The 23,325-nt window shown below is 37.1% G+C and carries 27 protein-coding genes and 1 other annotated feature (1 of these 28 only partly in view); of the genes, 16 read left to right on the forward strand and 11 right to left on the reverse strand.

Annotated elements, in window-relative coordinates; genetic code table 11:
- Positions 1–112: a binding site (T-box leader), on the forward strand (it extends 152 nt beyond the left edge of the window).
- Positions 113–165: 53 nt separating this feature from the next.
- The 9 genes from trpE to BMX40_RS08915 all read left to right on the forward strand — a co-directional run bounded on the left by trpE (position 166) and on the right by BMX40_RS08915 (position 7,565).
- On the forward strand, positions 166–1,572 hold the full coding sequence (gene trpE, locus BMX40_RS08875; RefSeq protein WP_090868943.1) for an anthranilate synthase component I: 1,407 nt from the start codon (positions 166–168) through the stop codon (positions 1,570–1,572).
- Positions 1,569–2,183 carry an anthranilate synthase component II gene (locus BMX40_RS08880; RefSeq protein ID WP_090868945.1) on the forward strand — a complete coding sequence of 205 codons (615 nt, stop codon included), beginning with the start codon at positions 1,569–1,571 and terminating at the stop codon, positions 2,181–2,183. The genes trpE and BMX40_RS08880 overlap by 4 nt, the downstream gene beginning before the upstream one ends.
- Positions 2,155–3,186: an anthranilate phosphoribosyltransferase gene (gene trpD / locus BMX40_RS08885; protein ID WP_090868947.1), complete on the forward strand. Its 1,032-nt coding sequence runs from the start codon at positions 2,155–2,157 to the stop codon at positions 3,184–3,186. Before BMX40_RS08880 ends, trpD begins: the two co-directional genes overlap by 29 nt.
- Positions 3,183–3,953 carry an indole-3-glycerol phosphate synthase TrpC gene (gene trpC, locus BMX40_RS08890; RefSeq protein WP_090868949.1) on the forward strand — a complete coding sequence of 257 codons (771 nt, stop codon included), beginning with the start codon at positions 3,183–3,185 and terminating at the stop codon, positions 3,951–3,953. Before trpD ends, trpC begins: the two co-directional genes overlap by 4 nt.
- 13 nt (positions 3,954–3,966) lie before the next feature.
- The gene (locus BMX40_RS08895) at positions 3,967–4,584 is read left to right on the forward strand and encodes a phosphoribosylanthranilate isomerase (RefSeq protein WP_090868951.1); all 618 of its coding nucleotides are present in this window, start codon (positions 3,967–3,969) and stop codon (positions 4,582–4,584) included.
- 6 nt (positions 4,585–4,590) lie between these two features.
- Positions 4,591–5,790 (forward strand): tryptophan synthase subunit beta, encoded by a 1,200-nt coding sequence (gene trpB / locus BMX40_RS08900; RefSeq protein ID WP_090868953.1) that lies wholly within the window; start codon positions 4,591–4,593, stop codon positions 5,788–5,790.
- Entirely contained in the window at positions 5,783–6,565 is a 783-nt protein-coding gene (gene trpA, locus BMX40_RS08905) for a tryptophan synthase subunit alpha (protein WP_090868955.1), read from the forward strand. Before trpB ends, trpA begins: the two co-directional genes overlap by 8 nt.
- Positions 6,566–6,720: 155 nt before the next feature.
- Positions 6,721–6,930 carry a hypothetical protein gene (locus tag BMX40_RS08910; RefSeq protein WP_090868957.1) on the forward strand — a complete coding sequence of 70 codons (210 nt, stop codon included), beginning with the start codon at positions 6,721–6,723 and terminating at the stop codon, positions 6,928–6,930.
- A 167-nt stretch (positions 6,931–7,097) separates the two neighbouring features.
- The gene (locus BMX40_RS08915) at positions 7,098–7,565 is read left to right on the forward strand and encodes a GNAT family N-acetyltransferase (RefSeq protein WP_244513452.1); all 468 of its coding nucleotides are present in this window, start codon (positions 7,098–7,100) and stop codon (positions 7,563–7,565) included.
- A 372-nt stretch (positions 7,566–7,937) separates the two neighbouring features.
- Here the strand turns inward: BMX40_RS08915 and BMX40_RS08920 are convergent, their stop codons facing one another.
- The 7 genes from BMX40_RS08920 to BMX40_RS08950 all read right to left on the reverse strand — a co-directional run bounded on the left by BMX40_RS08920 (position 7,938) and on the right by BMX40_RS08950 (position 14,861).
- The gene (locus tag BMX40_RS08920; RefSeq protein WP_090868961.1) at positions 7,938–8,546 is read right to left on the reverse strand and encodes a C39 family peptidase; all 609 of its coding nucleotides are present in this window, start codon (positions 8,544–8,546) and stop codon (positions 7,938–7,940) included.
- Positions 8,539–9,465: a GNAT family N-acetyltransferase gene (locus BMX40_RS08925; RefSeq protein WP_090868963.1), complete on the reverse strand. Its 927-nt coding sequence runs from the start codon at positions 9,463–9,465 to the stop codon at positions 8,539–8,541. The genes BMX40_RS08920 and BMX40_RS08925 overlap by 8 nt, the downstream gene beginning before the upstream one ends.
- Positions 9,466–9,576: 111 nt before the next feature.
- Positions 9,577–10,197, reverse strand: a complete 621-nt coding sequence (locus BMX40_RS08930) for a TVP38/TMEM64 family protein (RefSeq protein ID WP_244513454.1) — start codon at positions 10,195–10,197, stop codon at positions 9,577–9,579.
- Positions 10,198–10,344: 147 nt separating this feature from the next.
- Positions 10,345–11,445, reverse strand: a complete 1,101-nt coding sequence (locus BMX40_RS08935) for a M24 family metallopeptidase (protein WP_090868965.1) — start codon at positions 11,443–11,445, stop codon at positions 10,345–10,347.
- Positions 11,446–11,458: 13 nt separating this feature from the next.
- Entirely contained in the window at positions 11,459–12,844 is a 1,386-nt protein-coding gene (locus BMX40_RS08940) for a sodium:solute symporter family protein (protein WP_090868968.1), read from the reverse strand.
- A 284-nt stretch (positions 12,845–13,128) separates the two neighbouring features.
- On the reverse strand, positions 13,129–13,797 hold the full coding sequence (locus tag BMX40_RS08945; protein ID WP_090868970.1) for an ABC transporter ATP-binding protein: 669 nt from the start codon (positions 13,795–13,797) through the stop codon (positions 13,129–13,131).
- Positions 13,797–14,861, reverse strand: coding sequence for an ABC transporter permease (locus BMX40_RS08950; RefSeq protein ID WP_090868972.1), 1,065 nt, complete (start codon positions 14,859–14,861; stop codon positions 13,797–13,799). The genes BMX40_RS08945 and BMX40_RS08950 overlap by 1 nt, the downstream gene beginning before the upstream one ends.
- 231 nt (positions 14,862–15,092) lie before the next feature.
- Here BMX40_RS08950 and BMX40_RS08955 point away from each other — a divergent pair, with 231 nt between their 5' ends.
- On the forward strand, positions 15,093–15,968 hold the full coding sequence (locus BMX40_RS08955; RefSeq protein WP_090868974.1) for a serine/threonine-protein kinase: 876 nt from the start codon (positions 15,093–15,095) through the stop codon (positions 15,966–15,968).
- A 38-nt stretch (positions 15,969–16,006) separates the two neighbouring features.
- Here BMX40_RS08955 and BMX40_RS08960 read toward each other — a convergent pair whose 3' ends face one another.
- Positions 16,007–16,222, reverse strand: coding sequence for a YjzC family protein (locus BMX40_RS08960; RefSeq protein WP_090868976.1), 216 nt, complete (start codon positions 16,220–16,222; stop codon positions 16,007–16,009).
- 156 nt (positions 16,223–16,378) lie between these two features.
- Between BMX40_RS08960 and BMX40_RS08965 the strand changes: the two genes are divergently transcribed.
- Positions 16,379–17,356: an HD domain-containing protein gene (locus tag BMX40_RS08965; RefSeq protein WP_090868978.1), complete on the forward strand. Its 978-nt coding sequence runs from the start codon at positions 16,379–16,381 to the stop codon at positions 17,354–17,356.
- A 278-nt stretch (positions 17,357–17,634) separates the two neighbouring features.
- Here the strand turns inward: BMX40_RS08965 and BMX40_RS08970 are convergent, their stop codons facing one another.
- Positions 17,635–17,964: an NUDIX hydrolase gene (locus tag BMX40_RS08970; RefSeq protein WP_244513455.1), complete on the reverse strand. Its 330-nt coding sequence runs from the start codon at positions 17,962–17,964 to the stop codon at positions 17,635–17,637.
- 301 nt (positions 17,965–18,265) lie between these two features.
- Here BMX40_RS08970 and BMX40_RS08975 point away from each other — a divergent pair, with 301 nt between their 5' ends.
- Entirely contained in the window at positions 18,266–18,787 is a 522-nt protein-coding gene (locus tag BMX40_RS08975) for a DinB family protein (protein WP_090868980.1), read from the forward strand.
- Positions 18,788–18,833: 46 nt separating this feature from the next.
- On the opposite strand, the gene BMX40_RS08980 is transcribed toward BMX40_RS08975, so the two are convergent.
- Positions 18,834–20,321: a BCCT family transporter gene (locus tag BMX40_RS08980; RefSeq protein ID WP_090868983.1), complete on the reverse strand. Its 1,488-nt coding sequence runs from the start codon at positions 20,319–20,321 to the stop codon at positions 18,834–18,836.
- 135 nt (positions 20,322–20,456) lie between these two features.
- Positions 20,457–20,621, reverse strand: coding sequence for an aspartyl-phosphate phosphatase Spo0E family protein (locus BMX40_RS08985; RefSeq protein WP_090868985.1), 165 nt, complete (start codon positions 20,619–20,621; stop codon positions 20,457–20,459).
- 322 nt (positions 20,622–20,943) lie between these two features.
- Between BMX40_RS08985 and BMX40_RS08990 the strand changes: the two genes are divergently transcribed.
- From BMX40_RS08990 to BMX40_RS09005, 4 genes are all read left to right on the forward strand, one after another.
- Positions 20,944–21,756 carry a helix-turn-helix domain-containing protein gene (locus BMX40_RS08990; RefSeq protein WP_090868987.1) on the forward strand — a complete coding sequence of 271 codons (813 nt, stop codon included), beginning with the start codon at positions 20,944–20,946 and terminating at the stop codon, positions 21,754–21,756.
- Between the two features lie 56 nt (positions 21,757–21,812).
- Positions 21,813–22,379, forward strand: a complete 567-nt coding sequence (locus BMX40_RS08995) for an MEDS domain-containing protein (RefSeq protein WP_244513458.1) — start codon at positions 21,813–21,815, stop codon at positions 22,377–22,379.
- A gap of 264 nt (positions 22,380–22,643) precedes the next feature.
- The gene (locus BMX40_RS09000; protein WP_090868990.1) at positions 22,644–23,012 is read left to right on the forward strand and encodes an aminoglycoside 6-adenylyltransferase; all 369 of its coding nucleotides are present in this window, start codon (positions 22,644–22,646) and stop codon (positions 23,010–23,012) included.
- Between the two features lie 62 nt (positions 23,013–23,074).
- The coding region (locus BMX40_RS09005) for a transposase (protein ID WP_090868992.1) at positions 23,075–23,325 on the forward strand (251 nt) is incomplete at its 3' end.

Here is a 23,325-nt window from a genome sequence, read left to right on the forward strand (position 1 = left end):
ATAAGGATAGGGTATTTGAAGGGAAGGTAAATCCTATGTCATTTACCCGAAATAAGAGGGATTAATCACTTTAATCCAAGAAGAGGTGGCACCGCGGTATATCGTCCTCCAATTATAGAGATTTTGTATAATTGGAGGATTTTTTTATTTCATAAAGGAGGGAGCATGTTGGGAACAAAGATTCCAAAGCAAATCTCACTAAGGGTGAAGGAAATTGAAGGGGATACGTTAACACCGATATCTATTTTTTATCGTTTAATAGGTCAGAAAAAGTTTCTGTTAGAAAGTTCTCTAAAACATGAAAAAAATGGACGATATTCATTTATCGGTTGTGATCCTTTCCTGGAAGTAAGAGGACAGGGAGAGGTTTGTCATGTTCACCATATCACCACAAATCAAACCAATACACAACCAGTAACTATTTTGGAGTTTCTTAAACACCAATTAAGAACATCAATAGGGGATCTACCATTTCCTTTTTATGGTGGTGGCGTTGGATATATCGGGTACGACGTGATTCGGCAATTTGAAGATATAGGAGAGATACCACATGATGAATTGCAAATGCCAGAATTCCACCTTATGTTTTATGAAAAGATTGTTATCATGGATCATCAGCTTCAGCAAGTTTTTATTGTTGTAATAAATCTATCGGGGAATCTAGTCGATGACCGACTGAATGACGAAGTGATAAAAGTAGAACAACAACTCCAAAAGCCTTCCTACAAGGAATTTATTAGTGAAGAAGTAAAGACAGGACCTTTTTCTTCGAATATGACAAAAGAAGCGTATATGGAAAAGGTAAACCTAGCGAAGGAGTATATAAAAAGAGGAGAGATTTATCAAGTCGTGCTATCTCAACGACTTCAAGCAGCTTTTCAAGGAAGTCCTTTTTTATTTTATCGAGAATTGAGAAGGTCTAATCCTTCCCCGTATATGTTTTACATTGATTTTGATGACTATCTGCTTATCGGCTCTTCTCCAGAAAGTCTAACAACTGTAAGAGGGAAACATGTCCTAACGAATCCGATTGCTGGAACTCGTAAAAGAGGAGCAACAGAGAAGGAAGATCTTGCAATAGAAAAGGAACTACTAACGGATGAAAAAGAGTTGGCAGAGCATCGAATGTTAGTTGATTTAGGAAGAAATGATTTAGGCAAAGTTTGTGAGGTTGGTAGTATCCAGTTAAGGAAATATTTAACTGTCGAGCGCTATAAACATGTTATGCATCTTGTTTCTGAAGTGGAAGGGAAATTACGTAAGAATGTATCCTCATTAGAATCATTGTTTGCCTGTTTACCGGCAGGAACCGTATCAGGAGCACCGAAAATTCGCGCTATGCAACTCATTAATGAAATGGAGACAACAAAAAGAGGGGTATATTCCGGTGGAGTTGGTTACTTAAATATTAACGGAGATCTGGATTTTGCGTTAGCTATTCGGACGATGGTGATAAAAGAAAACAATACTTATGTTCAAGCAGGTGCTGGAGTTGTACTGGATTCTGTGCCAGAAAAGGAATATGAAGAAACACTAAATAAGGCCAAGGCATTGCTGGAGGTGAAAAAGTGATTTTGTTAATCGATAATTATGATTCGTTTACATATAACCTGTATCAATATTTTGGAGAGCTAAGAACAAAGGTTATTGTAAAGCGTAATGATGAAGTCACGATAGAAGAAATTAAGAAAATAAATCCCGATGGAATTGTTTTATCTCCAGGACCAGGTCATCCAGATGAAGCAGGAATTTGTATAGAAGTGATTCAATTTTTTTATAAGAAATTACCGATACTAGGTATTTGTTTAGGACATCAAGTGATTGGTGCAGCTTTGGGAGCAACTATTTCGCAGACTAAGGAGATTAAGCATGGGAAAACATCTCATATAAATCATAACGGATTAGACCTATTTGCATACTTGACTGTTCCATTACAAGTCATGCGTTATCATTCATTGAGCATCGATAAATATACGTTACCCATTCACTTTAACATAACTGCTTCAGCAATGGATGATGGTGAGATCATGGCAATAAGGCATCGAACTTTCCCTGTTTTCGGACTGCAGTTTCATCCAGAATCAATTGGTACCCATCAAGGGAAAGCAATTATAAATAATTTCTTAACTATGGTAAGAGAGGAGAAGATAGGTCGTGAAAGATTATCTACAGAAACTAGCTAATAGAGAGGACTTAACATTTACAGAGATGAATGAGGTGGCAAATCTATTTTTTAGTGAATCGACGACAGATAGTGAAATAGCTGCAGTATTAATGGGACTGCAATTGAAAGGGGAAACTCCTGAGGAAATTGCGGGCCTTGTTGAAGTTCTTAGACAGAATGCATTGCCATTTCAAAAGAACATTCAAGAGGTAATGGATAACTGTGGAACTGGAGGTGATGGATCACAAAGCTTTAATATTAGTTCTACATCAGCTTTTGTAATTGCTGGAGCTGGGGTGAAAATAGCGAAGCACGGGAATCGGAGTGTATCTAGTAAAACCGGTAGCGCAGATGTACTCGAGGAGCTAGGTGTTTCCTTGGATTTTTCGATGGAGGAAGTAAATCAGCTCCTAGATGGAAATGGGATTGCCTTTTTATTTGCGCCCCACGTTCATCCGAAGCTCAAGCAAATCATGAAGGTTCGGCAAGAATTACGTATTCCAACCATTTTTAATTTAATTGGACCATTAACCAATCCTGTAAAACTTCAGTCTCAATTACTAGGAATCTATCAACGTGAAAAACTCGTTTTAATGGCGAAAGCACTACGTCAATTAGGAAGAAAACGCGCGATTGTTGTTAATGGTGCTGGTCATTTAGATGAAGCATCGTTAGCGGGGGAAAATTACCTGGTGTTATTGAATAAAGGAAAAATTAAGGAGTTTACTATTAAACCAGAGGATGTAGGCTTAAACCGGTATTCCTTAGATGCAATAAAAGGTGGGAATGCCCGGCAAAACGCAGAGATTCTTCTACGTGTATTAAAAGGGGAGAAAGGACCTTATTATGAGACCGTATTGTTGAATGCTGGGCTTGCTTTATTCGCGCATGGTAAGGCGACATCAGTTAAAAAAGGTGTACAGTTAGCTGAAGTTAGCATTGAATCAGGATTGGCATTGGAAAAATTAAATCATTTAATTAGGTATAGCGACAAGCGAAAAAATGGAGTTGTTCATCAATGACAATTTTAACGAAAATAGTAAAAGAAAAGGAAAAAGAAGTTTCTCGACTGAAAAAAGATGGAGTTCCAGATAAGGAAAGATATTATTCAACACGCTCGTTACAAGCAGCGTTTCAGCATAGTAAGCATCTTAATGTTATTGCAGAAATAAAACGAGCTTCTCCATCAAAAGGGGATATCTTTACGGAAGTAAATCCAGTCCAACAGGCGAAAGAATATGTTCGAGCTGGTGCAAGTGCGATTTCTGTATTAACAGACTCGGCATTTTTTAAAGGGGAAATGAAGGATTTACATGATATTCGACAAGTAGTAGACGTACCGATTTTATGTAAGGATTTTATTATTGATGCTGTTCAAATTGATCGGGCTAAATATAATGGAGCAGATGTTATTTTACTGATAGCTGCAGCTTTACCGAAACATAAATTAGTTGAGCTATTTTTCTATGCGAAATATCAACAACTAGATGTATTGCTCGAAGTTCATAACGAGGTAGAGTTACAGATAGCTTTGGAAATAAATGCATCAATCATAGGGATTAACAATCGTGACTTGAAGACCTTTCATGTTCAAATCGAAACAACTGAAAAATTAGCGGAAAAATTAAATACGGATGAGATTTTACTAATTAGTGAGAGTGGATTCCGTACACAAGAAGATGCAAAACGAGCGGTTCAAGCGGGAGCAAAAGGAATCCTTGTAGGAGAAACACTTATGCGGTCAAAGAACATACAAGAAACGATGAATAGATTGACCCTTCCAATTTAAGGAGGTAAATCAAATGAAAGTCAAAATATGTGGAGTAAAAGATGTTTATGCAACGAGGGAAGCAGTCAAGGCAGGTGCTGATTTTATCGGATTTATGTTCGCCGAAAGCAAACGAAAAATTACGATTGAAAAAGCAAAGGAGCTAGCCTCTTATGTTCCAGAAATGGTTAATAAAGTTGGAGTGTTTGTTAATCCACCATTGGAGGAACTTATATCCACTATTGAAGAAGTTGGGTTAGATATGGTCCAGCTCCATGGGGATGAAACACCAGCCTATTGCCAAAGGGTTCCCGTTCCCGTAATTAAAGCTTTTCCAATAAAAGAGAAATTAGATATCCATCGTGCAGAGTCCTTTTCAGTGGATTATTTCTTGTTTGATAGTCCTGGAGGGAAGTATCGCGGGGGCAATGGCATGGCGTTTGATTGGAAGATGCTGCGCAATATCGAAATCTCTAGGGAAAAGGTTATTGTTGCTGGTGGACTAACCCCATCTAATGTAGGTGCTGCAATTAAGGAATTAAATCCTGCCATTGTTGATGTATCTAGTGGAGTGGAAACAAATGGCGTGAAAGATGCGAAAAAGATAAAAGCATTTATTCATCAAGCAAAAAGTAAGGAACGAGGGAGTTGAGAAGGGATGTATAATTACCCAAACCAAAAAGGGGAGTTTGGTCAATATGGAGGAAGATATATTCCTGAAACGTTGATGCAAGCTGTTATTGAATTAGAAGAAAGCTATGAAAATGCGAAAACAGACCCTGAATTTCAGAAGAAGTTAAATTATTACTTGGGGCAATATATTGGAAGAGAAAATCCGCTATATTTTGCTGAAAATTTATCCAAACATTTAGGTGGACCAAAGATCTATTTGAAACGAGAGGATTTGAATCATACGGGGGCCCATAAAATTAATAACACCATTGGTCAAGCTTTGTTAGCTGTTCGAATGGGTAAAAAGAAAATTGTTGCAGAAACTGGAGCTGGTCAGCATGGAGTTGCTACGGCTACAGTTTGTGCACTGTTAAACTTGGAATGTATTATTTTTATGGGAGAAGAGGATATTCGTCGTCAAAAGTTGAATGTGTTTCGAATGGAGTTACTCGGTGCGAAAGTGGTTAAGGTAAGTCAGGGAAGTGCCACTCTAAAGGATGCGGTTAATGAGGCGTTACGTTATTGGGTGACTAATGTGACGGATACGCATTATATCATTGGCTCTGTGTTGGGACCACACCCCTTCCCAAAAATGGTACGTGATTTTCAAAGTGTGATCGGGAATGAGACAAAGGAACAATTCTATGCCGAAGAACATAGACTTCCTGATGCGATTGTGGCATGTATTGGTGGGGGAAGTAATGCGATGGGAATGTTCTATCCATTTGTAAATGATGAAACTGTTAAATTGTACGGTGTTGAGGCAGCGGGAAGTGGATTAGAAACAGAGGAACACGCTGCCTCACTGACAAAAGGCTCCGTTGGAATTCTTCATGGTGCGATGATGTATTTACTTCAAGACGAAAATGGACAGATTCAAGAAGCACATTCGATCTCGGCTGGCTTGGATTATCCCGGAGTTGGACCGGAACACAGCTATTTAAAAGACATCGGCCGTGTTCAATATACTTCTGTTACGGATGATGATGCGTTACAAGGTTTTCAGTTATTATGTAAAAAGGAAGGGATTATCCCGGCATTAGAAAGCTCGCATGCGATAGCATATGCTGTACAACTAGCTAAAAATATGACCGCGGACGAAACAATTGTTGTGTGCTTATCTGGACGGGGAGATAAAGATGTAGATACAATAAAAGCTATGTTAGGAGGCGGATTTAATGAGTAAGGAGAAATTGGATAAGGCATTAAACCGCACTCTAGAATCAGGGCAGAAGGTGTTCATACCGTATATTATGGCTGGAGATGGCGGATTAGACTCGTTAAAGGAACAGATATTATTCTTACAGGAAGCAGGAGTGACAGCTATTGAAATTGGTGTACCTTTTTCAGATCCTGTAGCAGATGGCCCGACAATTCAAGAAGCGGGAAAACGTTCATTGCAGCATGGAACATCGTTAAGAATTGTACTGGATTATCTGAAAGATTTGAAACCAGTAGTGCGTATTCCGTTGATTGTAATGACCTATTTGAATCCTGTCTTTAAATATGGAATTGAAAATTTTTGTACGAATGCGTTACAGTCTGGGATAAGCGGTGTCATTATTCCAGACTTACCACTAGAGCAATCGGAGTTGATAAGGGATCATTTACAAGAAAATGAAATTGCGCTAATTCAGTTGGCGACCTTGACAAGTTCAGAGGAGAGAATGAAGAAAATTGCTAAAGCTTCTGAAGGATTCTTGTATGCTGTCACGGTCAATGGGATAACAGGAGAGCGATCAACTGTTGATACTGGAGAAGGTTTAGAACACTATATGAAGCGGATAAAAAAACACAGTAATACTCCTGTTTTAGCAGGGTTTGGGATATCGACCCCTGAGCAAGTGAGGAAAATCGGAGCAGCTTGTGATGGAGTAATCATCGGCAGTAAAATCATTTCCCTTTGGAAAGAAGGTAAACGAAATGAAATAAAAGAACTCATACAAGCAACTCAACAATAAATCAGTTTACGCTGCCATTTTCGGTGTCTTCGGTGCCTTTTTGGTGCCAGGCACCTATCGAAAATTCGACAAGTGCCTGGCACCTTTTTGTAGTGGGGGATGATAATGGAGTTTTTGCGTAAGATAATGGGTAAATATTGTGAGGTGGTGGTATTATGAGCAAAGAAGGTAATCGTTATACGTCTGCTGACATAGATGTTGCGGCGATTAAGGAACAGAGTCGTCGCTCAGGTCTTTCATATAATGAAGCGAAGGATTGGATCGCTAAAAACATGGGTGGACGTGGTACGAACATATTCAGTGATACCGATGTAGAAGAGGTAAGAAGGCAAAATCAAGCCTCAATGAATAATCGTCCGAATTAAACTTTAGTATCTAGAAGGTGTTGAGCATGTACGCTTAACACTTTTTTCATTGCTTTTATATTTGAATTATTGTGATAAAATAAATACACTACTTCTCTCCTGTTACAGTTTAGGAGAAGTGAAAAGCGGAATAGGTTGAAATGGCCTACTATAGGAGGTTTCAGGGGATGATCGAATTGGAAAAAGCAACGGTCCAGGATGCAGCAATCATTTATAATTGTCAAGTGAAATCTTTTCGTCCCTTATTGGAAAAATATAAAGACTATGATCATAGCCCTGCTAATGAAACAATAGAAAGAGCAGTCGAACGAATTAATAACCCACAGGGTGGATTTTACAAAATAATGATGAATAACAATTTAGTAGGTGCTATCTGTATTTATTGGAAAAACAATGATGCGTTTTGGATAAGCCCGATGTTTATCCTTCCGTCTTACCAAGGAAAGGGGATTGCCCAAAAAACGCTTCAATTAGTGGAGGAAATGTTTCCTCATGCAAAATCATGGGAACTCTCGACATTATTAGAAGAAAAAAGAAATTGTTATTTATATGAGAAGGTTGGCTATAAAAGAACGGAAGTAAGTAAAAAAGTCAATGAACGGGCAACTTTAATATTTTATAAAAAGATCTGTTAAGTGAATAGGATCTCATGATTAGTATTCGTGTGTTTACGTTACAAAAGTGGAAAAACTTTATTATGTCTTAATTACATAACCTGAAAGTTTATCCCACGTGGAGTTAGCATGACGTCATAAACGTGGCTTTCTGTCGCCTTGTCGGCACTAGGCCTTCCTGTTTGTTGTAAGGCTCCTGCTTTAAACCTACGATGTAAACCCAAGGAGGACTGAACTGGGATAACTGAAAGTAAGACTGGCCGATTTTTTCATCTTATAATCAGTGTGGGGGGAGAAGCCCTCACACTGATTGGAGATTCACTCTATCAATCAGAGAAACGAAAACCAGCAGGTTCAGGATCTAACCGGTTTCATTTCTGAACAAGATCATTTTTATGAAACATCAAGTGTAACCGACCGTTTCCCCATGGATTCCCAGTTTTTTTTAAACCTTTCGCGAAGATAATGCTCTTCTTTCCCCGTATCAGGGTCATGTACAATAATAAAATCACTATCATATCCAACAATAACGACAGCATGTTCATTGTTATACCAGTCAATGATGTTGCCGTGGTTATCCTCCCATGATTTCGCATAATAAGAATCTTTTTGTTTTAGAGTAGTCCATGTCATTACTGGTTTTCCATTTTTTACGATTTGAAGGATGTCATTGAAATTCTTTCCTGTTAGATTGACCCCTTTTCCAGGCAAATACTTTTCTATCGTAGCTAGAATGGGTTTTTCAAAAACACCATAGCTGGAGCCATCTGAATAAGGGTCACCAACAAACGTTTCGTTCGGATTAGCACCGTACCATTTTCCGTTTACTTCATGAACTTCCCTTCCTTTTGGTAGATTATCGGCAACATCAAATTTATCTGTATCTACGTTGGCCCATCTTAGTAAAATAGATAATGCTGTTGCCTCGCAGCCTGTAGGTAGATCAGGATACTGATAATCGATTGGAACCCCATCTATTTTAATCATCTCATCATTAGCCATCGAGAAATCCCCCTTTAGTCATCGTTGATAGGTGCCTGGCACCTATTTTTGTTTGCCATTGTTCTTTGGTTATTCCATGCAGGATCCAGGGTGAAGGGATTGTAAATGAATGATTAGCTGGGAGTTTTTTTGCCTCTTCCTTTGTTAGGTCCATCCAAATATATGTTTCCTCTTCCTCATTTTGCTTGGAAAGTTCCTGATAATCTAAAGAAATGGTTTCCCATAGGCCATTTTGTTCTGTTATATCATCCCATGGATAGATTGCGTGGAGATAATGATGCTTTTTTTGGTCTTTTTTTGTGATGACAAACCTTGTTTTATTGTCATTTTCATAAAAGGACCACTCCTGCAATTTCTCATCGGGAAATAATGCATCTGATGCAGGAAAAGGATAATAACATTCATATGGAAAAATGGAAGCAGCGTCGATGTAATTTTCCCGTAACAATGCTTTTTTACGTTCTATATCATGGATAGTTTTCCATGGTTTCTCTCCTGTTTCAAGCATAGAAGTGTCTTTCGTAATCGCTCCGTGAATCATTGTATAAGGTTCTAAGCCTATTTTCTTCATGACACGGCGAGCGGGTAAATTCTCTTCTTGAGTGTTTGCTCCTATCCAGTGAATCCCTTCCATTTGAAAAGATTCGTTCATCATATAGGCCATGATTTCCGTTGCAAAATCATTCCCCCGAAAACGTATGTCACTTCGTAGTCTTCCTAACATGACATAATGCTTCGCATAAATCGAGATACCACCTAAACTAGCTAATTGTCCATCTACAAATAAGCCATATAATCTGTTTTGGCCAGATGATAGTCTTTGAAAAACACGCTTTACGTAATCATCTTCATTACCAGTTTCCATCTTTTCTAATGAGGGATAGTCATCATTATGTAAGACTCGGATTAATTTTTCCATGCTCGTCACTCCCTGTCATGATTTTATAAAAATTCAGCATATTCATTATAAACATTTTAAAAGGTACCTGTCACTTGTCGAGTTTTTCGACAGGTGCCAGGCACCTAAATTCTATCCAGATTTTTTCCATAGGCGGTAGATTGGGATGATGAGGAGTAGGAATCCGATGTAAATAAGGATACCGATGAAAAAGGCGCTTAGTGATGTGAATAATTTGTTGCCAAGATAGGCATATACTATCATTCCCGGGATCTGACCAATAGCAGTGGCTGCAAAATAATGACGAAACAGCATTTTGCTAAGTCCAGAGTAGATATTTACAATGGGAGTAGGAATGATGGGGATCATTCTTGTAAATAAAATGGCTATAAAGGCATTTTGACTAACAATTTGATCAACCTTTTGAACTTTATCATAACGCTCAATATAACGCTGGAATGATTCTACAAAAAAGTATCGCGATAAGATAAAAAAGATAATGGATGCACCAACTGAACCAGTCCAGTTGATTAAGGCTCCAATCCATACTCCGTATTTAGCTCCCATAATACCTGCAAAGATAGTAAAGGGGACAATTGGAATGGTGCTAAATAGAATGGCTAGTATGAACATAAACGGGAGTTGATCATAACCGCCTTGATTTAACCAATCTACAATTGGGGTTCGGTATAGATAGGCCGTAAATAAAATAGCCCCATATATTATTCCAATGAATAAAATCCGAAAAATCATAATAAATATCCACTCAATTCTTCATTCGTGCTTTTCTTTTAGCATATCCAAAATCAGTGTAATTGTTGCTGTAAACAATGTTTGAGGATCATACTCATCTCAACAAAAAAAGCCAACCTTACCTAAGGTTGGCCTTTTCGTATCCTATTATTCAATTATTTGGAGTTCTTTTGGAAATTTCGTAAGTGTTTCGAATCCATCCCCTGTAATGAGAACATCATCTTCTATACGAACTCCTCCTATTCCCGGAAGGTAAATACCTGGTTCAATCGTATATACCATACCTTCCTTGAGGATTCCATTATTGAGATGACTCATCGAAGGAAACTCATGTACATTTATTCCCATTCCATGCCCTATTCGATGCGGGAAGTAGTCGCCATATCCAGCTTCTGTGATTATATCGCGAGCAACAGTATCTAAATCACCGATTCGAGCACCGGGTTGGCTTGCTTGTAAAGCAGCTTTCTGAGCTTTTAGGACGGTATTATAAATTTCTTTTTGTTTCTCTGTTATTGATTTGAATGCAACAGTTCGTGTGATATCGGAGCAATAGCCATCAAGAACTACGCCTAAATCAAATAATACCATGTCGCCAGCTTTCAACTTACGGTCGCCAGGGTTGCCATGTGGATCGCCGGATTTCTCGCCGAATAAAACCATAGTGGAGAATGACATTTCACGAATACCTTTTTTCTTTAGTTCAAATTCTATTTTCGCGAGTACTTCCATTTCCGTAACCCCTTCAGTAAGGGAGTCAATACCAACTTGTACACCAAAGTCCGCCATTTTAGTAGCTCGTTTGATAACATCAATCTCATCTTTATTCTTAACGACTCGCATTTGATTTAATTTATCTTCCACAGAAATTACTTTTGCTTTAGGGAAGAAGCTTAGAAATGCCTCGCTACGACCATAGGATAAAATTTCTTTCTCCAGAGCAACTTTCTCAGCTTTTTCTAACTTTCTAGTATCAATAGCCTTTTGAATAAGATCCCATGGGTTTTCATGATCGGAGTATCCAATGATTTCGTATTCCCAACCTGCATCTTTTAATTGGTTCACTTCCATTGCAGGAAGAACAAAAAGAGGCTGAGCTTGTTTGAACACAAAAATTCCCATTAAGCGTTCATGTGGATCCGTATAGAAGTTTGATAGATAGTAAACATTTTCCGTTGAGTTTAAAAATACTGCTTCAATATTTTCTTCTTTTAACCAAGCTGTTACTGTCTTTAAACGTTCTTGCATGCTTTAACACTCCTTATTTTTTCTTTTGTGTTGCGAGTGATACCACAATAAGAACGACTATTGCAGCTGGAACAGAAATAACGGAGCTGTTTAAATCGCCAGGGTTATTTAAAACTAATTCCCAGAATAATGTCGTAATAACTCCGGCAACCATCGAAGAAATACCTCCGATTGCTGTTACACGTTTCCAGAAGAATACCGCTAGAATTGCTGGCGTAATACCCGCACCATAAACGGTGTAAGAATACATTTGAACTTCTAGTACCGTTGGGAAATAACTGATTATTAAATACGATAATGCACCTAGTACAACGATAAAAATTTTAGTCATGACCAATTGTTTACGATCGGATGCATCCTTATTAATATACTTTCCATATATATCATACGTCATATTTGTCGCTGCGGAAAGTAAATAGGAATTCCCGGTTGTAATGATAAAGGCTGCTGCTGCTGCAAGTAAGATTCCTCCGACTCCTAAAGGTAATGCAAGCGTAGTAGCCATTAATGCCATTCCTGGATCAATGTCCGGGAAGAGAGAGCGAGATGTAAAGGCAATAATAGAAATAGCTGGTGAAATAAGGAGCATCACGAAAAGCCAGCTAAGTGCTGCTCGTTTGGAAGATTTATCTCCCTTAGATGCGGCCAAACGCTGATACATGTTTTGGTCACTTAATAATAAGAATAAGGAAGGTAGTAAATAACCGATTAATTGAACAGTTGTTAATCCACCAGTTGCGGTCATATGGGAATCTGGTACATTAGCAACTACGGAATCCCATCCTCCGGCTACAGAAATGATAATTGGTACAGTAATAATTAAGCCACCAACCATTAAAAATCCACTGATTGCATCGGTTTGAGAAACCGAACGCAGTCCACCGATCATAGCTAAGAAAATAATTAAAACTGCTGCTATGATTGTTCCAAGCTCTACACTCATACCAGTGGTTAGATTTAGAATAAATCCTAAACCTGTCATTTGATAAGACACAATACCAACATATGCTAAAATTACGATAACACTTGCCAAGTTTCGTGCAGAGGTTCCATATTTTGCTTCAAGAATACCTGAAATTGTATATTTTCCAAATGCTCTAATTTTAGGCGCGATTACATATAAAATTAGAATACCTACTAATGTTGGAACCATTAACATAAGGGATGGAATGATTCCAAAACTGTATGCTACAGATGTTTCTCCACCTGAAATACTTCCACTACCTGTCCAGGTAGCTAGTAATGTCCCCATTAATACGAGTGGTCCTAAACTCTTCCCCGCAAGGATAAAATCTTTACTATTGGACACTTTTCTAGACATATAAATACCGATAACTATCATTAAGACGGCATAGATCCCAATAAACCATAATAATTGGGGATTTGCATGTAATTCCATTTTTACAGTCACTCCTGATGTAATTATTTTCTACGTATTATTCCCCAAATAAAAAATCACGATCGTAAACACAATCAAAATCGTGACTTTTTTTAATAAATATGGAATAAATTAGTAGATTTCAATTTGTCAACTATAAAAGCGTAACATAAGCAAATATTCACCTCAAATGGCTAATGAATGCATTTATCCACATTTATAAGCATAATTATGCAATAGTAGCGCTGTGATCGCTCATTCGACAAAATGCACCAAAATACGGAAGGTGCCTGGCACTTGGTTTATTAAGTTAGCTTACCGTCTTCCATTCGATAGACTTTGTCACATAGGTCTAACATTCTTTCGTCATGGGTTACCATGATGGCTGCTTTATTTCTAGTTTTGACTTCCTGCGCGATCATTTCAACTACTTGTTTTCCTCGATCGGAATCTAGGCTTGCAGTTGGCTCGTCTGCAAGAATAATTGCAGGGTTGTTTGTGAATGCACGCGCTATAGCAACTCTTTGCTTTTCGCCTCCCGATAATTCTTTTGGATAATTGGATAACCTGTGGGATAAGCCAAGGTCATGTAATAATTCCTTCGAACGGTGGTTTGTACTTTTACGTTTTGTTAGTCGGTTGATAAGTTGTAATTGGTCATAAACATTTAAATATGGAATTAAGTTGGCTGATTGAAAAACAAAGCCAATTTTATTAGCTCGAATATGATTTAGCTGTTCCTTGGAACGAGATTGAATATACTGATTGTCCACCAGGATTATTCCTTCTGTTGGAGTTGAAAGTGCTCCAATGATTGATAATAGCGTACTTTTTCCTGAGCCAGAAGGTCCGACGATAGCCACAAATTCTCCTTTTTTAATAGATAAATTGATATTTTTTAACACTTGAATAGAGTGATCACCATCATGAAATACTTTGGATATATTTTCTAATTGTAATACGAAATCGCTCATTATTCAGCCCTCCTCATAGCTTCCAATGCATCAACTTTTGCTACTTTCCATACGGATAACATGGCGCCGGCAGTATTTAACACTATAAACATGGCCCCAGTACCAATGAACAATTGCCATGAAAGTTGAATGGGCATCTCCTCTGGCATTATTTGAACGACCCCAACAAATGCTATGCCACTTAGACACAACCCTAGTAGTGTAATCATACTTACTTGGGTTATGATGGCTTTTGCAATGTCCCATGTCTTCACACCGATTGCTTTTAAAATACCAAATTGATGAATTTTTTGGATAGTAATGACATAAAAGAATACACTGGAAACAAATACTGATATGATGATTAAAAATATTTTCATTACCATAAACGATCCTTGTGTTTCAGAATAGCCAGGCATCGTTTTGACGGTTTCTTCTACAGATTGTACATCAAAATGTGTGAAGCGTTCCTTAGCACCTTGATACAATGCTGCATAGTAGGTGTCTTCTGAGCTGTATAAGGATTGAAACCCTAATCCTTTGCTCGTGAATATTACAGGCATGTGAGAATAAACATGGTCATTTGTAAAACCTGCAATTTTCATTGCAGTGTCCGTTCTAGAATCGATAATTGTATCATTAAGTTCTAATCCAAATCGTTTTAATGATTCATCCGCAATAATTTCAGAATTCGCTAACTCGTGGATATTTTTCCCTTCAGTTATGGAGACATTTCCGTATTTTTTAGTATCTACTGTAAAATACGTCACATCAACATCTTTTGTATTTTCCATTGTTAGAGATGAAACGGTAATGGTTAGTGGTGATACGTCGGTTCTAACTTTTTGCTCAATTTCTTTTATATCTTCGGTTGATAGCTCCGATTTTATCAAAACACCATCAGCTTCTTTATTAAGTACTACATAATCTGCTTTCAGATTGCTGATTGCAGCACTATCTGCGTAGCCGAGTCCATTTGATAATCCAGTTATAAAGAACACTAAAAATAAAATGGCAGTAATGATCGTGCAAATGAGAATGTAGCGAATTTTATTTTGTTGTAATTCTCTCCATGCTAAAAACATGTTCGTTCCCCCTTGAAACTCAATTTCGTCTTCTTTTAGACGCTAAATATAATATAAATATCAAATCTAAACAGAAAATAAACCAAACCTTAATAAATCCTTAAATTACAACACTGCATTTAAATGGTGCCAGGCACCGACAAAATTCGTTAAGTGCCTGGCACCGGAAAAAAGAGGTATTTTTGTTGTTAGGGAGAATATATAGAGGAGAAGTATATGTGGAGGTGCAAGATGGATGAGTTGGTGCAAGTAGAGCTTAAAAGTGTTGTATTTCAATTAAAAGAAGCCCATGATTTTACATGGTTAGCAGATTTAGGGGAAGTATTTTCTGTTTTTGATGAACAGGATTCAGGGAATATTTGTTTTGGAGTGGAAATTGAAGGTGAAAAGAAATTTGTTAAGTATGCTGGTGCAAAAACAAAGGAATATCTAGGGAATCCAGATGATGCTATTAAAAGGTTAAAGGATTCCGTGGAACTCTATAAGGAATTAGCTTCTCCCTATCTGGTGAGGTTAACGGATAATTTTGAGCTAGAAAATGGGTATGCCTTAGTGTTTGACTGGTTTGATGGAGAATGCCTGCATTCTCATTGGGCTTTCCCGCCGGAAATTAAGAACACGCACCCTAATTCCCCTTATTATCGTTTTAAACAATTAGCAATAGAAGATCGTATAGGGGTCTTAAACCATATTTTTGAATTTCATGTATTTGTTGAACAAAAAAAATATGTAGCTATTGATTTTTATGATGGAAGCATTTTATATAACTTTAAAGAAAATAAGACATTGATTTGTGACATTGATTTATATCAAAGAAAGCCGTACGAAAATAAGATGGGGCGAATGTGGGGCTCATCGAGATTCATGTCTCCTGAGGAATTTGAACTTGGTGCTTCCATAGATGAAAGGACGAACGTATATAATATGGGGGCTGTTGCATTTTGTTTAGTTGGGGGAGAGCGAGATCGATCAAAAGAGAAGTGGGAAGCAAATTTGAAGCTTTATCAAGTAGCTTGTAAGGCAACGGAAAGGGAACGCTTGAAAAGGTATCGAAATGTTCATGAATTCTATACAGCGTGGAGATCAGCAATTAACTCCTTTGTATGAAAAGTGGCGGTTTTGTAATCCGCCACTATCATCAATCGTTATGTGGTGTGTCTACTATTCTGTGGGCTAGGGTGAGAAAGGCTACGTTTGTTCTTCCAAACACGGTCATTATTTTTTGTTTCAGGGAACTTTTCACCCGCGTGCATTTCAACTTGCTGAGGGTTTTTAACGCCACTGCCAGTTTCACCTACTTCAATATATACACCATTATTCGGCGCTTTTTCTCCACCTTTAAATTGACTTACTTCTCCCATTCATTATTCCTCCTTCAAAAGATTCATCACTTAGTATACGAATGCAAAGCATCTATATGAATGGTAAGAAAAGGGACATAATTCGGTGCCAGGCACCTAGCGAAATCGACAGGTGCCTGGCACCAGAATGAAAAAACGGAAAGTGGGGATTTTACTATGGTTATTGATGATCCTATTTATGGGAAATTTCGGGTGGACGGCGTTTTAGAGGAGCTTGTATTAAGTAAGCCAGTTCAGCGATTAAAGGGGGTACATCAAGGTGGGGCAAGCTATTTAGTGAATGAAAAGTGGAATGTGACGCGTTTTGAGCATTCCATTGGTGTCATGTTATTAATTAGGATGCTCGGCGGATCTTTAGAAGAACAAATTGCGGGGTTATTGCATGACGTATCCCATACAGCTTTTTCACATGTAGTGGATTTCGTTTTTGATCATACGAACGAAGATTATCATGAAAAAATATTCCAAAAGGTAATAACGACTACAGAAATACCAATAATTTTGCAAGGATATGGATATCATTATCAAGATATATTATTGGATGAGTCCCAATGGACGATACTTGAGCAAAAAGCACCTGAATTATGCGCTGACCGTGTTGATTATACGTTGCGAGATATGTACCATTATGGACAGGTTTCCTTACATGAAGTTCAAGAGTTTTTAGAAGATCTACACGTGAGAAACGGTAGAATGTATTTGAGTAGTAAAAAATCAGCTGAATGGTTTGTGGGCACCTATTATAAAGAGGTTATCGATTTCTTTATGGATCCATTAAATATCTATGGTTATGATATGTTAGCTAAAGTTTTGAAACGATCCATCAATAAGAAAATTATTAGTCTTGAGGATTTCTTAGATGAAGATGAAGCAGTAATTAAAAAAATTCAATCTAGCGGTGACAAGGAAATTAATCAATTACTAGAAAAAATTCACTATGATGTTGTCGTGGAGGAGGAAGATGAAAATTATGACCTTCATCGTAAAACAAAAGTTCGCTTAATTGATCCATCTATTTTAGAGGGCAATGAATTCATTCCTGCTTCTCATTTTTCCGGACTGATACGTGAGATGGGAGAAAAAGCATATAAGAAAGCTGTTATGGGAGTGTTTGTAAAAGTGATTTCAAATTAGGGAATGCGCTTTGTTATTAGAACACTCCTAGATCACAAGGAAGTCGCTAGGAAGGCCTTTAGATAAAAAATTAATACCGCATCAAACTGTAATTCCCACATAAACGCGACGTCCTGTCGCATTGTCGGCACTACCGCGACATGAGTGCGTCATAAGAACCTTACTTTAAGCTTTAGAGGTGAACCAAGGATGTTAAGTGGCGGATCAACTAAAAGTCTAATGTCCGATTTGTTCATCGAGCGTAGGAAATGTATAAATGTCAAGATTGAAGATTCTCTCTATTTTAGTATTTCCCATTCATTATAATAGTTAACTTCAATCCCCACCCTTTCTGTTTCCATCCATTCAAATGCTTTAAGAACGAGTGGTGAGGCATTCTCGACTGACACTTCTTTCGAGGAGACCCATTGAGCTCCAAGTGAATCCTGGCCTTCAAACTTTTTAAGTTTAACAATTTCTCCACCTATTTTTGATACGGAATAGAATACAGCAATGTGATGTACATTTGTAAACTCCCTCCAATTCCAGGGAAGTTTAAAATCAACAACTCCAATATGATCGTTGATTTGCACAACATGGCCAGTTTCTTCTTGAAACTCACGTCTCATAGCGTCAGCTAGATGCTAGCGATTATTATAATGGTCACCATTTTTGTGAAGGACCAATAGTTTATGGTATTGAATATATACCGTAAATACCAAGCGCACGGTGATATAGTTGGTTGGCTGCCATTAATAAATCTCCTTTTTAAAATCTATTGTAGTAAACTGAATTCATGATTTTACCATAGCAATCTACTGACATCATTATTATAGATATAAAATGCGAAATAAATCTAGGTGCGTGAGCATACATTAATTAAAGTATTGTATCTATTATACCTTTTAGGTTTAAAGGAGCTTTATTAATATGAATTTTAAATTAAATGAAGCAGTCGAAGTTTTAGAACGTACTCCGAAAACATTAGAATATTTTCTATCTGGCTTATCTGAAGATTGGTTAATCCGTAATGAAGGGAAAGGAACATGGAATGTATTTCAAGTAATTGAGCATCTTATGGAGGCAGAGAGAACGAATTGGATTCCAAGGTTAGAATCGATGCTTCAGTACGAAGAAAATATAGAGATTCCTTTTTTTGATCGTTATGCACATATAGAAAAGGAGTTAAATTACTCGATTGAGTCCTCGTTACATGAATTCAAAACGAAGCGAACCGAAAACCTAGAAAATCTCAAGCATTTGTTAAAAAATGAATTACAGTTTGAGCGAACAGGAAAACACCCTGCACTGGGAGATGTAAAGGTACGTGAACTAATATCTACATGGACTGTCCACGACTTCACACATATTGCTCAAATCGTACGAGTAATGGCAAAACGATATAGCGAAGACGTCGGCCCATGGAAAGAATACTTAGGCATTTTAAAATAGGTGCCAGGCACTTGTCGAATATTCGACAAGTGCCTGGCACCATCTATTATTTTTTTTCATCTTTTAGTTTTTCGTTCCGTAGTGCTTTGTGGAAGGAGAATATCATGATTACCATAATAAATGAAAATGGCAGTGCTGCTACAATTAACGCATTTTGTAAGGCTGTGAGTCCGCCTGTAAATAAAAGTACTGCAGCAATTGCTGATTGAAAAAATCCCCAAACGAATTTCACACTTGTTGATGGGGACAGTGACCCATTGGTTGTTTGCATTCCCAAAACAAAGGTTGCAGAGTCAGCTGATGTAATAAAGAAAGTTCCGATCAAGATCATGGCTATGATCGATAGGACAACACTAAACGGAAATGAATCAAACAATCCAAAAAGTGCTTGTTCATCAGGAAGGCCAGCAATATCAATTCCATTTTGCTGTGCATCGATACCAGAAACCCCAAAGGCTGAAAACCATAGGAAGCCAACTACTGATGGGACAATTAATACCCCAGATAAAAATTCACGAATGGTTCTTCCCCTAGATATCCGGGCGATAAAGATCCCGACAAAGGGTGCCCAAGCAATCCACCAAGCCCAGAAAAAAACTGTCCAATCAATTACCCATTGATTTTCCTCAGCATTATTAGGGGATAAGCGTAAGCTTTCAGTAGGTAAGCTTTGGATATAAGCCCCTAGTGAATCAGTCAGTGAATCTAAAATGTATTGTGTCGGACCTAAAATTAACGTTACAACGAATAGTATAGTAGCTAGAATCATATTAACATTACTTAAATATTTGATTCCTTTACTTAAACCAGTGTAAGCAGACATCATGAATAACACCGTGACCACTAGGATAATCATTACTTGAACAAAAAAGGAATTTCCAATACCAAGCAAGTAAGTGAAACCACCGTTTATTTGTGCAGCCCCAAATCCTAAGGTGGTTGCTACTCCAACAATGGTTGCAAATACAGCAAGGATGTCAACGGTCTTGCCCCAAGCACCATCCATTCTATCTCCGAAAAGTGGTTCGAGAGTCACGCTAACCAAACCACGTTTTCCATGACGGAATGTAAAATATGCTAATATTAAGGCAATAATTGCATAAATCGCCCATGCATGTATGCCGTAATGGAAAAAGGTTACTCGTAAGGAATCCTCCAGCGCTTCTATCGTTCCAGGTTCAGCGAGTGGTGGTGTATTTAGATAATGGGAAACAGGTGATGCAACACCATAGAATACAAGCCCAATCCCCATACCAGCACTAAATAGCATCGCAAACCAAGATGGGTAGGTAAACTCTGGTCGATCTGATTGTTTTCCTAATCGGATTTTTCCATAAGGACTGATGATTAAATAGAGACAAAATACAACAAACAACGTAACAATTAATAAATAATACCATCCGAAATGTATGGAAATATAACTCATTAAATTTGCTGATATTCGTTCGAAGCTCTCTGGTACGATTGAGCCCGCAATAGAAATTGCTAATGTAAGTGCCAAGGTAATCCAAAAAACGGAAGTAACTTTCTTCATCTTATTCTCCTTTCAAAAGCTGAAATACGTGAAACTTAGTATTTGTAAAAGGAGAGAGTATATTCGGGATAATCAAAAAGACCTTTGGGAGCTAACTGCAACTTCCAAAGGTCTTTATATTAACCAAAGTATTTTTTAGTTTAAAGATTTTTTTTGTACTTTTGTAATTAATTTGTCTAGTTGTTGACTTAATTTAAGAGTTTCCTCATGTTGAAGACCTTTTTCAAGCCCTACTTTAATCATTTCATTTTGTTTTTTTTTCACTTGATTTATTAATTTCTTGTTTTCACTATCAAACATGAATTTCGCTCCTTAGTAGGCCAATAGTTGAGAAAGTCTCTTAAATCTATTTCAGAAACTTCGAAGGCCGAATTATATTTTAATCGAGTTCAGAAGCTATGTCATCAATTGTGGCAATTAGCCACACGCAGTTTGACTATAAATTGATAAACTTAAGAAATGTAAATCTATTATTTTATTTAACCGTTTTATAATTTTATTAAACACTTCGAAATTTGACCACATTTTACCATGCACTAGTTTAATCGTTTTGTGGTTAAATGAAAATAGAAAGTAATTAATTTTCTAATTATAGATAATCTGTATGGATTGGAGGGACTTCATGAAGAGAGAATGGTTAATACGGATACGGGAATCGAAACAGTTAACACAAGCGCAGGTTGCTTCTTATGCTTTTATTGATCGAGGCTATTATTCACAGATAGAGACTGGAAAACGCAATCCTAGCAATACTGTTGCGATGAATATTGCTAAAGTTTTGGATTTTGATCCATTAAAGTTTTATCATAATGATTTAAATCAACAAGCAGAACAAGACGACTCGTTAACTGGTGAGGTACGTCAATTTTTTAGAAGTGATAGAAATGGAGAAATTTTATATTTATATAATAATTTTGATATGTATAGTAAACATGCTATTTCATTTCTATTAACTGGAATAGAGAAGGGGAATTATTGTTTAATAATTGATTATGTAGTGAATATTAATTACTTGAAGGAAAAGCTTGTTTCGCTTGTGAAGCAAAAAGAGATCGAACAATATATTTATTTCATTAATAAAGAAGAATTTATGAACTATGAAACAAGAGATATTGTAGATTATTTTCATCGATTAATTGAAGGATTTGAAACGGGAAATATAATAAGAATATGGTCCCATGAGCAAGAATACAAGGAGCACGATTGGTTAAGTAAGTTAGAAAGTGTATTAAGTAAAAAGCTTCCAAAATACCGTAGCAACAAATTTCTGTTTATCCGTTCATACGATGCCTCAATAGTTATGGCTGTTGCACATATTCGGATGATGCGAAACTATCCATATCTCATGACAGACTTTGAAATCGTTGACTCTCCGTTCTATCAATTTAATCAGTCTTTCCGGTTCCCTTCTTTATTTATTCAAGAAAAGATGTAATACGTTAGAAAAGAAGCAAAAAATTAAAAGAAGAAAGAAGTGGTTGCGTGTCAAAGATGGTCCCATTAACGGAACAACTAGAAATAACCAGTGCGTCGCATATTTTATATATCTATGAAAACACAGATTATTATATAGAGAATATGCTGGCCTATATTAAAGCTGGTATTGCACAGGAGGATCATATCGTTATCATAGAAAATCCTACAATTTTTAAAAAGATCGTTTATCGTTTAAACGGTTTGTTTTCAAGACAGCAGAGAGAGCTAATTCATTATATTGATAATTATTCATTCTATCAATGTTACGGGAATTTCCACACACTTTCCATTTTAAATCATTTTAACGAGCTAGTAGATCCATTTTTAAACAATAATACGGTCCGCACATGGGGGCATGTTGAATGGAAGAAACAAGAAAATATATTCAATAAACTAGAAAAATATGAACGGTTAGTAGATTATGATGTTAATGAAATGGGTCTAATGTCGGTATGTGCATATGATGCATCATCTGTCTCCGCAGCACTTCAGACTAGCATGATGCGTAGTCATGAGTACTTGATGACAGACAAAGAATTAGTACGCTCCTCACTATATGGATATGTATCACTGAGTAAATAAACACTAGGTGCCAGGCACCGAAGAAGCACCGAAGAAGGCACCGTAGTAATCGATAACAATTAAAATATGCTTGCATCGGTTTCTTATTGAGGTGTTTATAGTGTGAACTTGCAACAAAAGATCGAAATAATAACCGTGTAACTAGTCAACACCTTCTCATTCTTACTCATTTATATCAATTAGGAGTATAAAAATGTGAATAAGATCTGTTAGAAAGAAACCAAATGCTAACTTGTTTCGTATGTAAAGAAAGGAGGGAATCATTTGCGTAAAGAGAAGGAAATGATGGTATTGATTTTATCTGTTGCTGAGGAAGATGAACGAATTCGTGGGGTTGCTATGAATGGATCACGAACGAATCCGAATGCACCAATTGACTCATTTCAAGATTTTGATATCGTATATTTTGTAAGAGATATGCCTTCATTTATAAATAATCCTAATTGGGTTGATGTATTTGGCGATCGAATTATTATGCAAACACCAGATAAGTTTTCTATTTACTCTTCGGAACAGGAGGATCGATTTGCTTATTTAATGTTGTTTGATGACGGAAATCGTATTGATCTCACCCTTATTCCAACTTCACATGCCAAAAAACATTGCCAAGAAGATACATTGAAGCTAGAATAAAAAGTGGATACCCTTTAACGAACATCATTTTAGGTTAAAATGATAATCATAGGAGGGGTTCCATGGGTGAACATCGGCAAAGGTATAGTGAAGAATTTAAAAAAGAAACTGTTAAATTTGCGCAAGAACAACAGCAAAAGAAAACAATGAGAGAGATTGCAGCTGAATTAAAGCTTCCTTTAAGTTGTTTGCATGATTGGATGACGAAATATCGTGAATTTGAAAATGAACCTGTTGCAGCTGAGGAACGATTGAAAAAGTTAGAACAACAATTGAAAGAAAAAGAACGCGAACTAATGAAAAAGGATAAGCA

Origin of the sequence: Oceanobacillus limi (assembly GCF_900111445.1) — a bacterium.
GTDB lineage: Bacteria > Bacillota > Bacilli > Bacillales > Amphibacillaceae > Ornithinibacillus > Ornithinibacillus limi.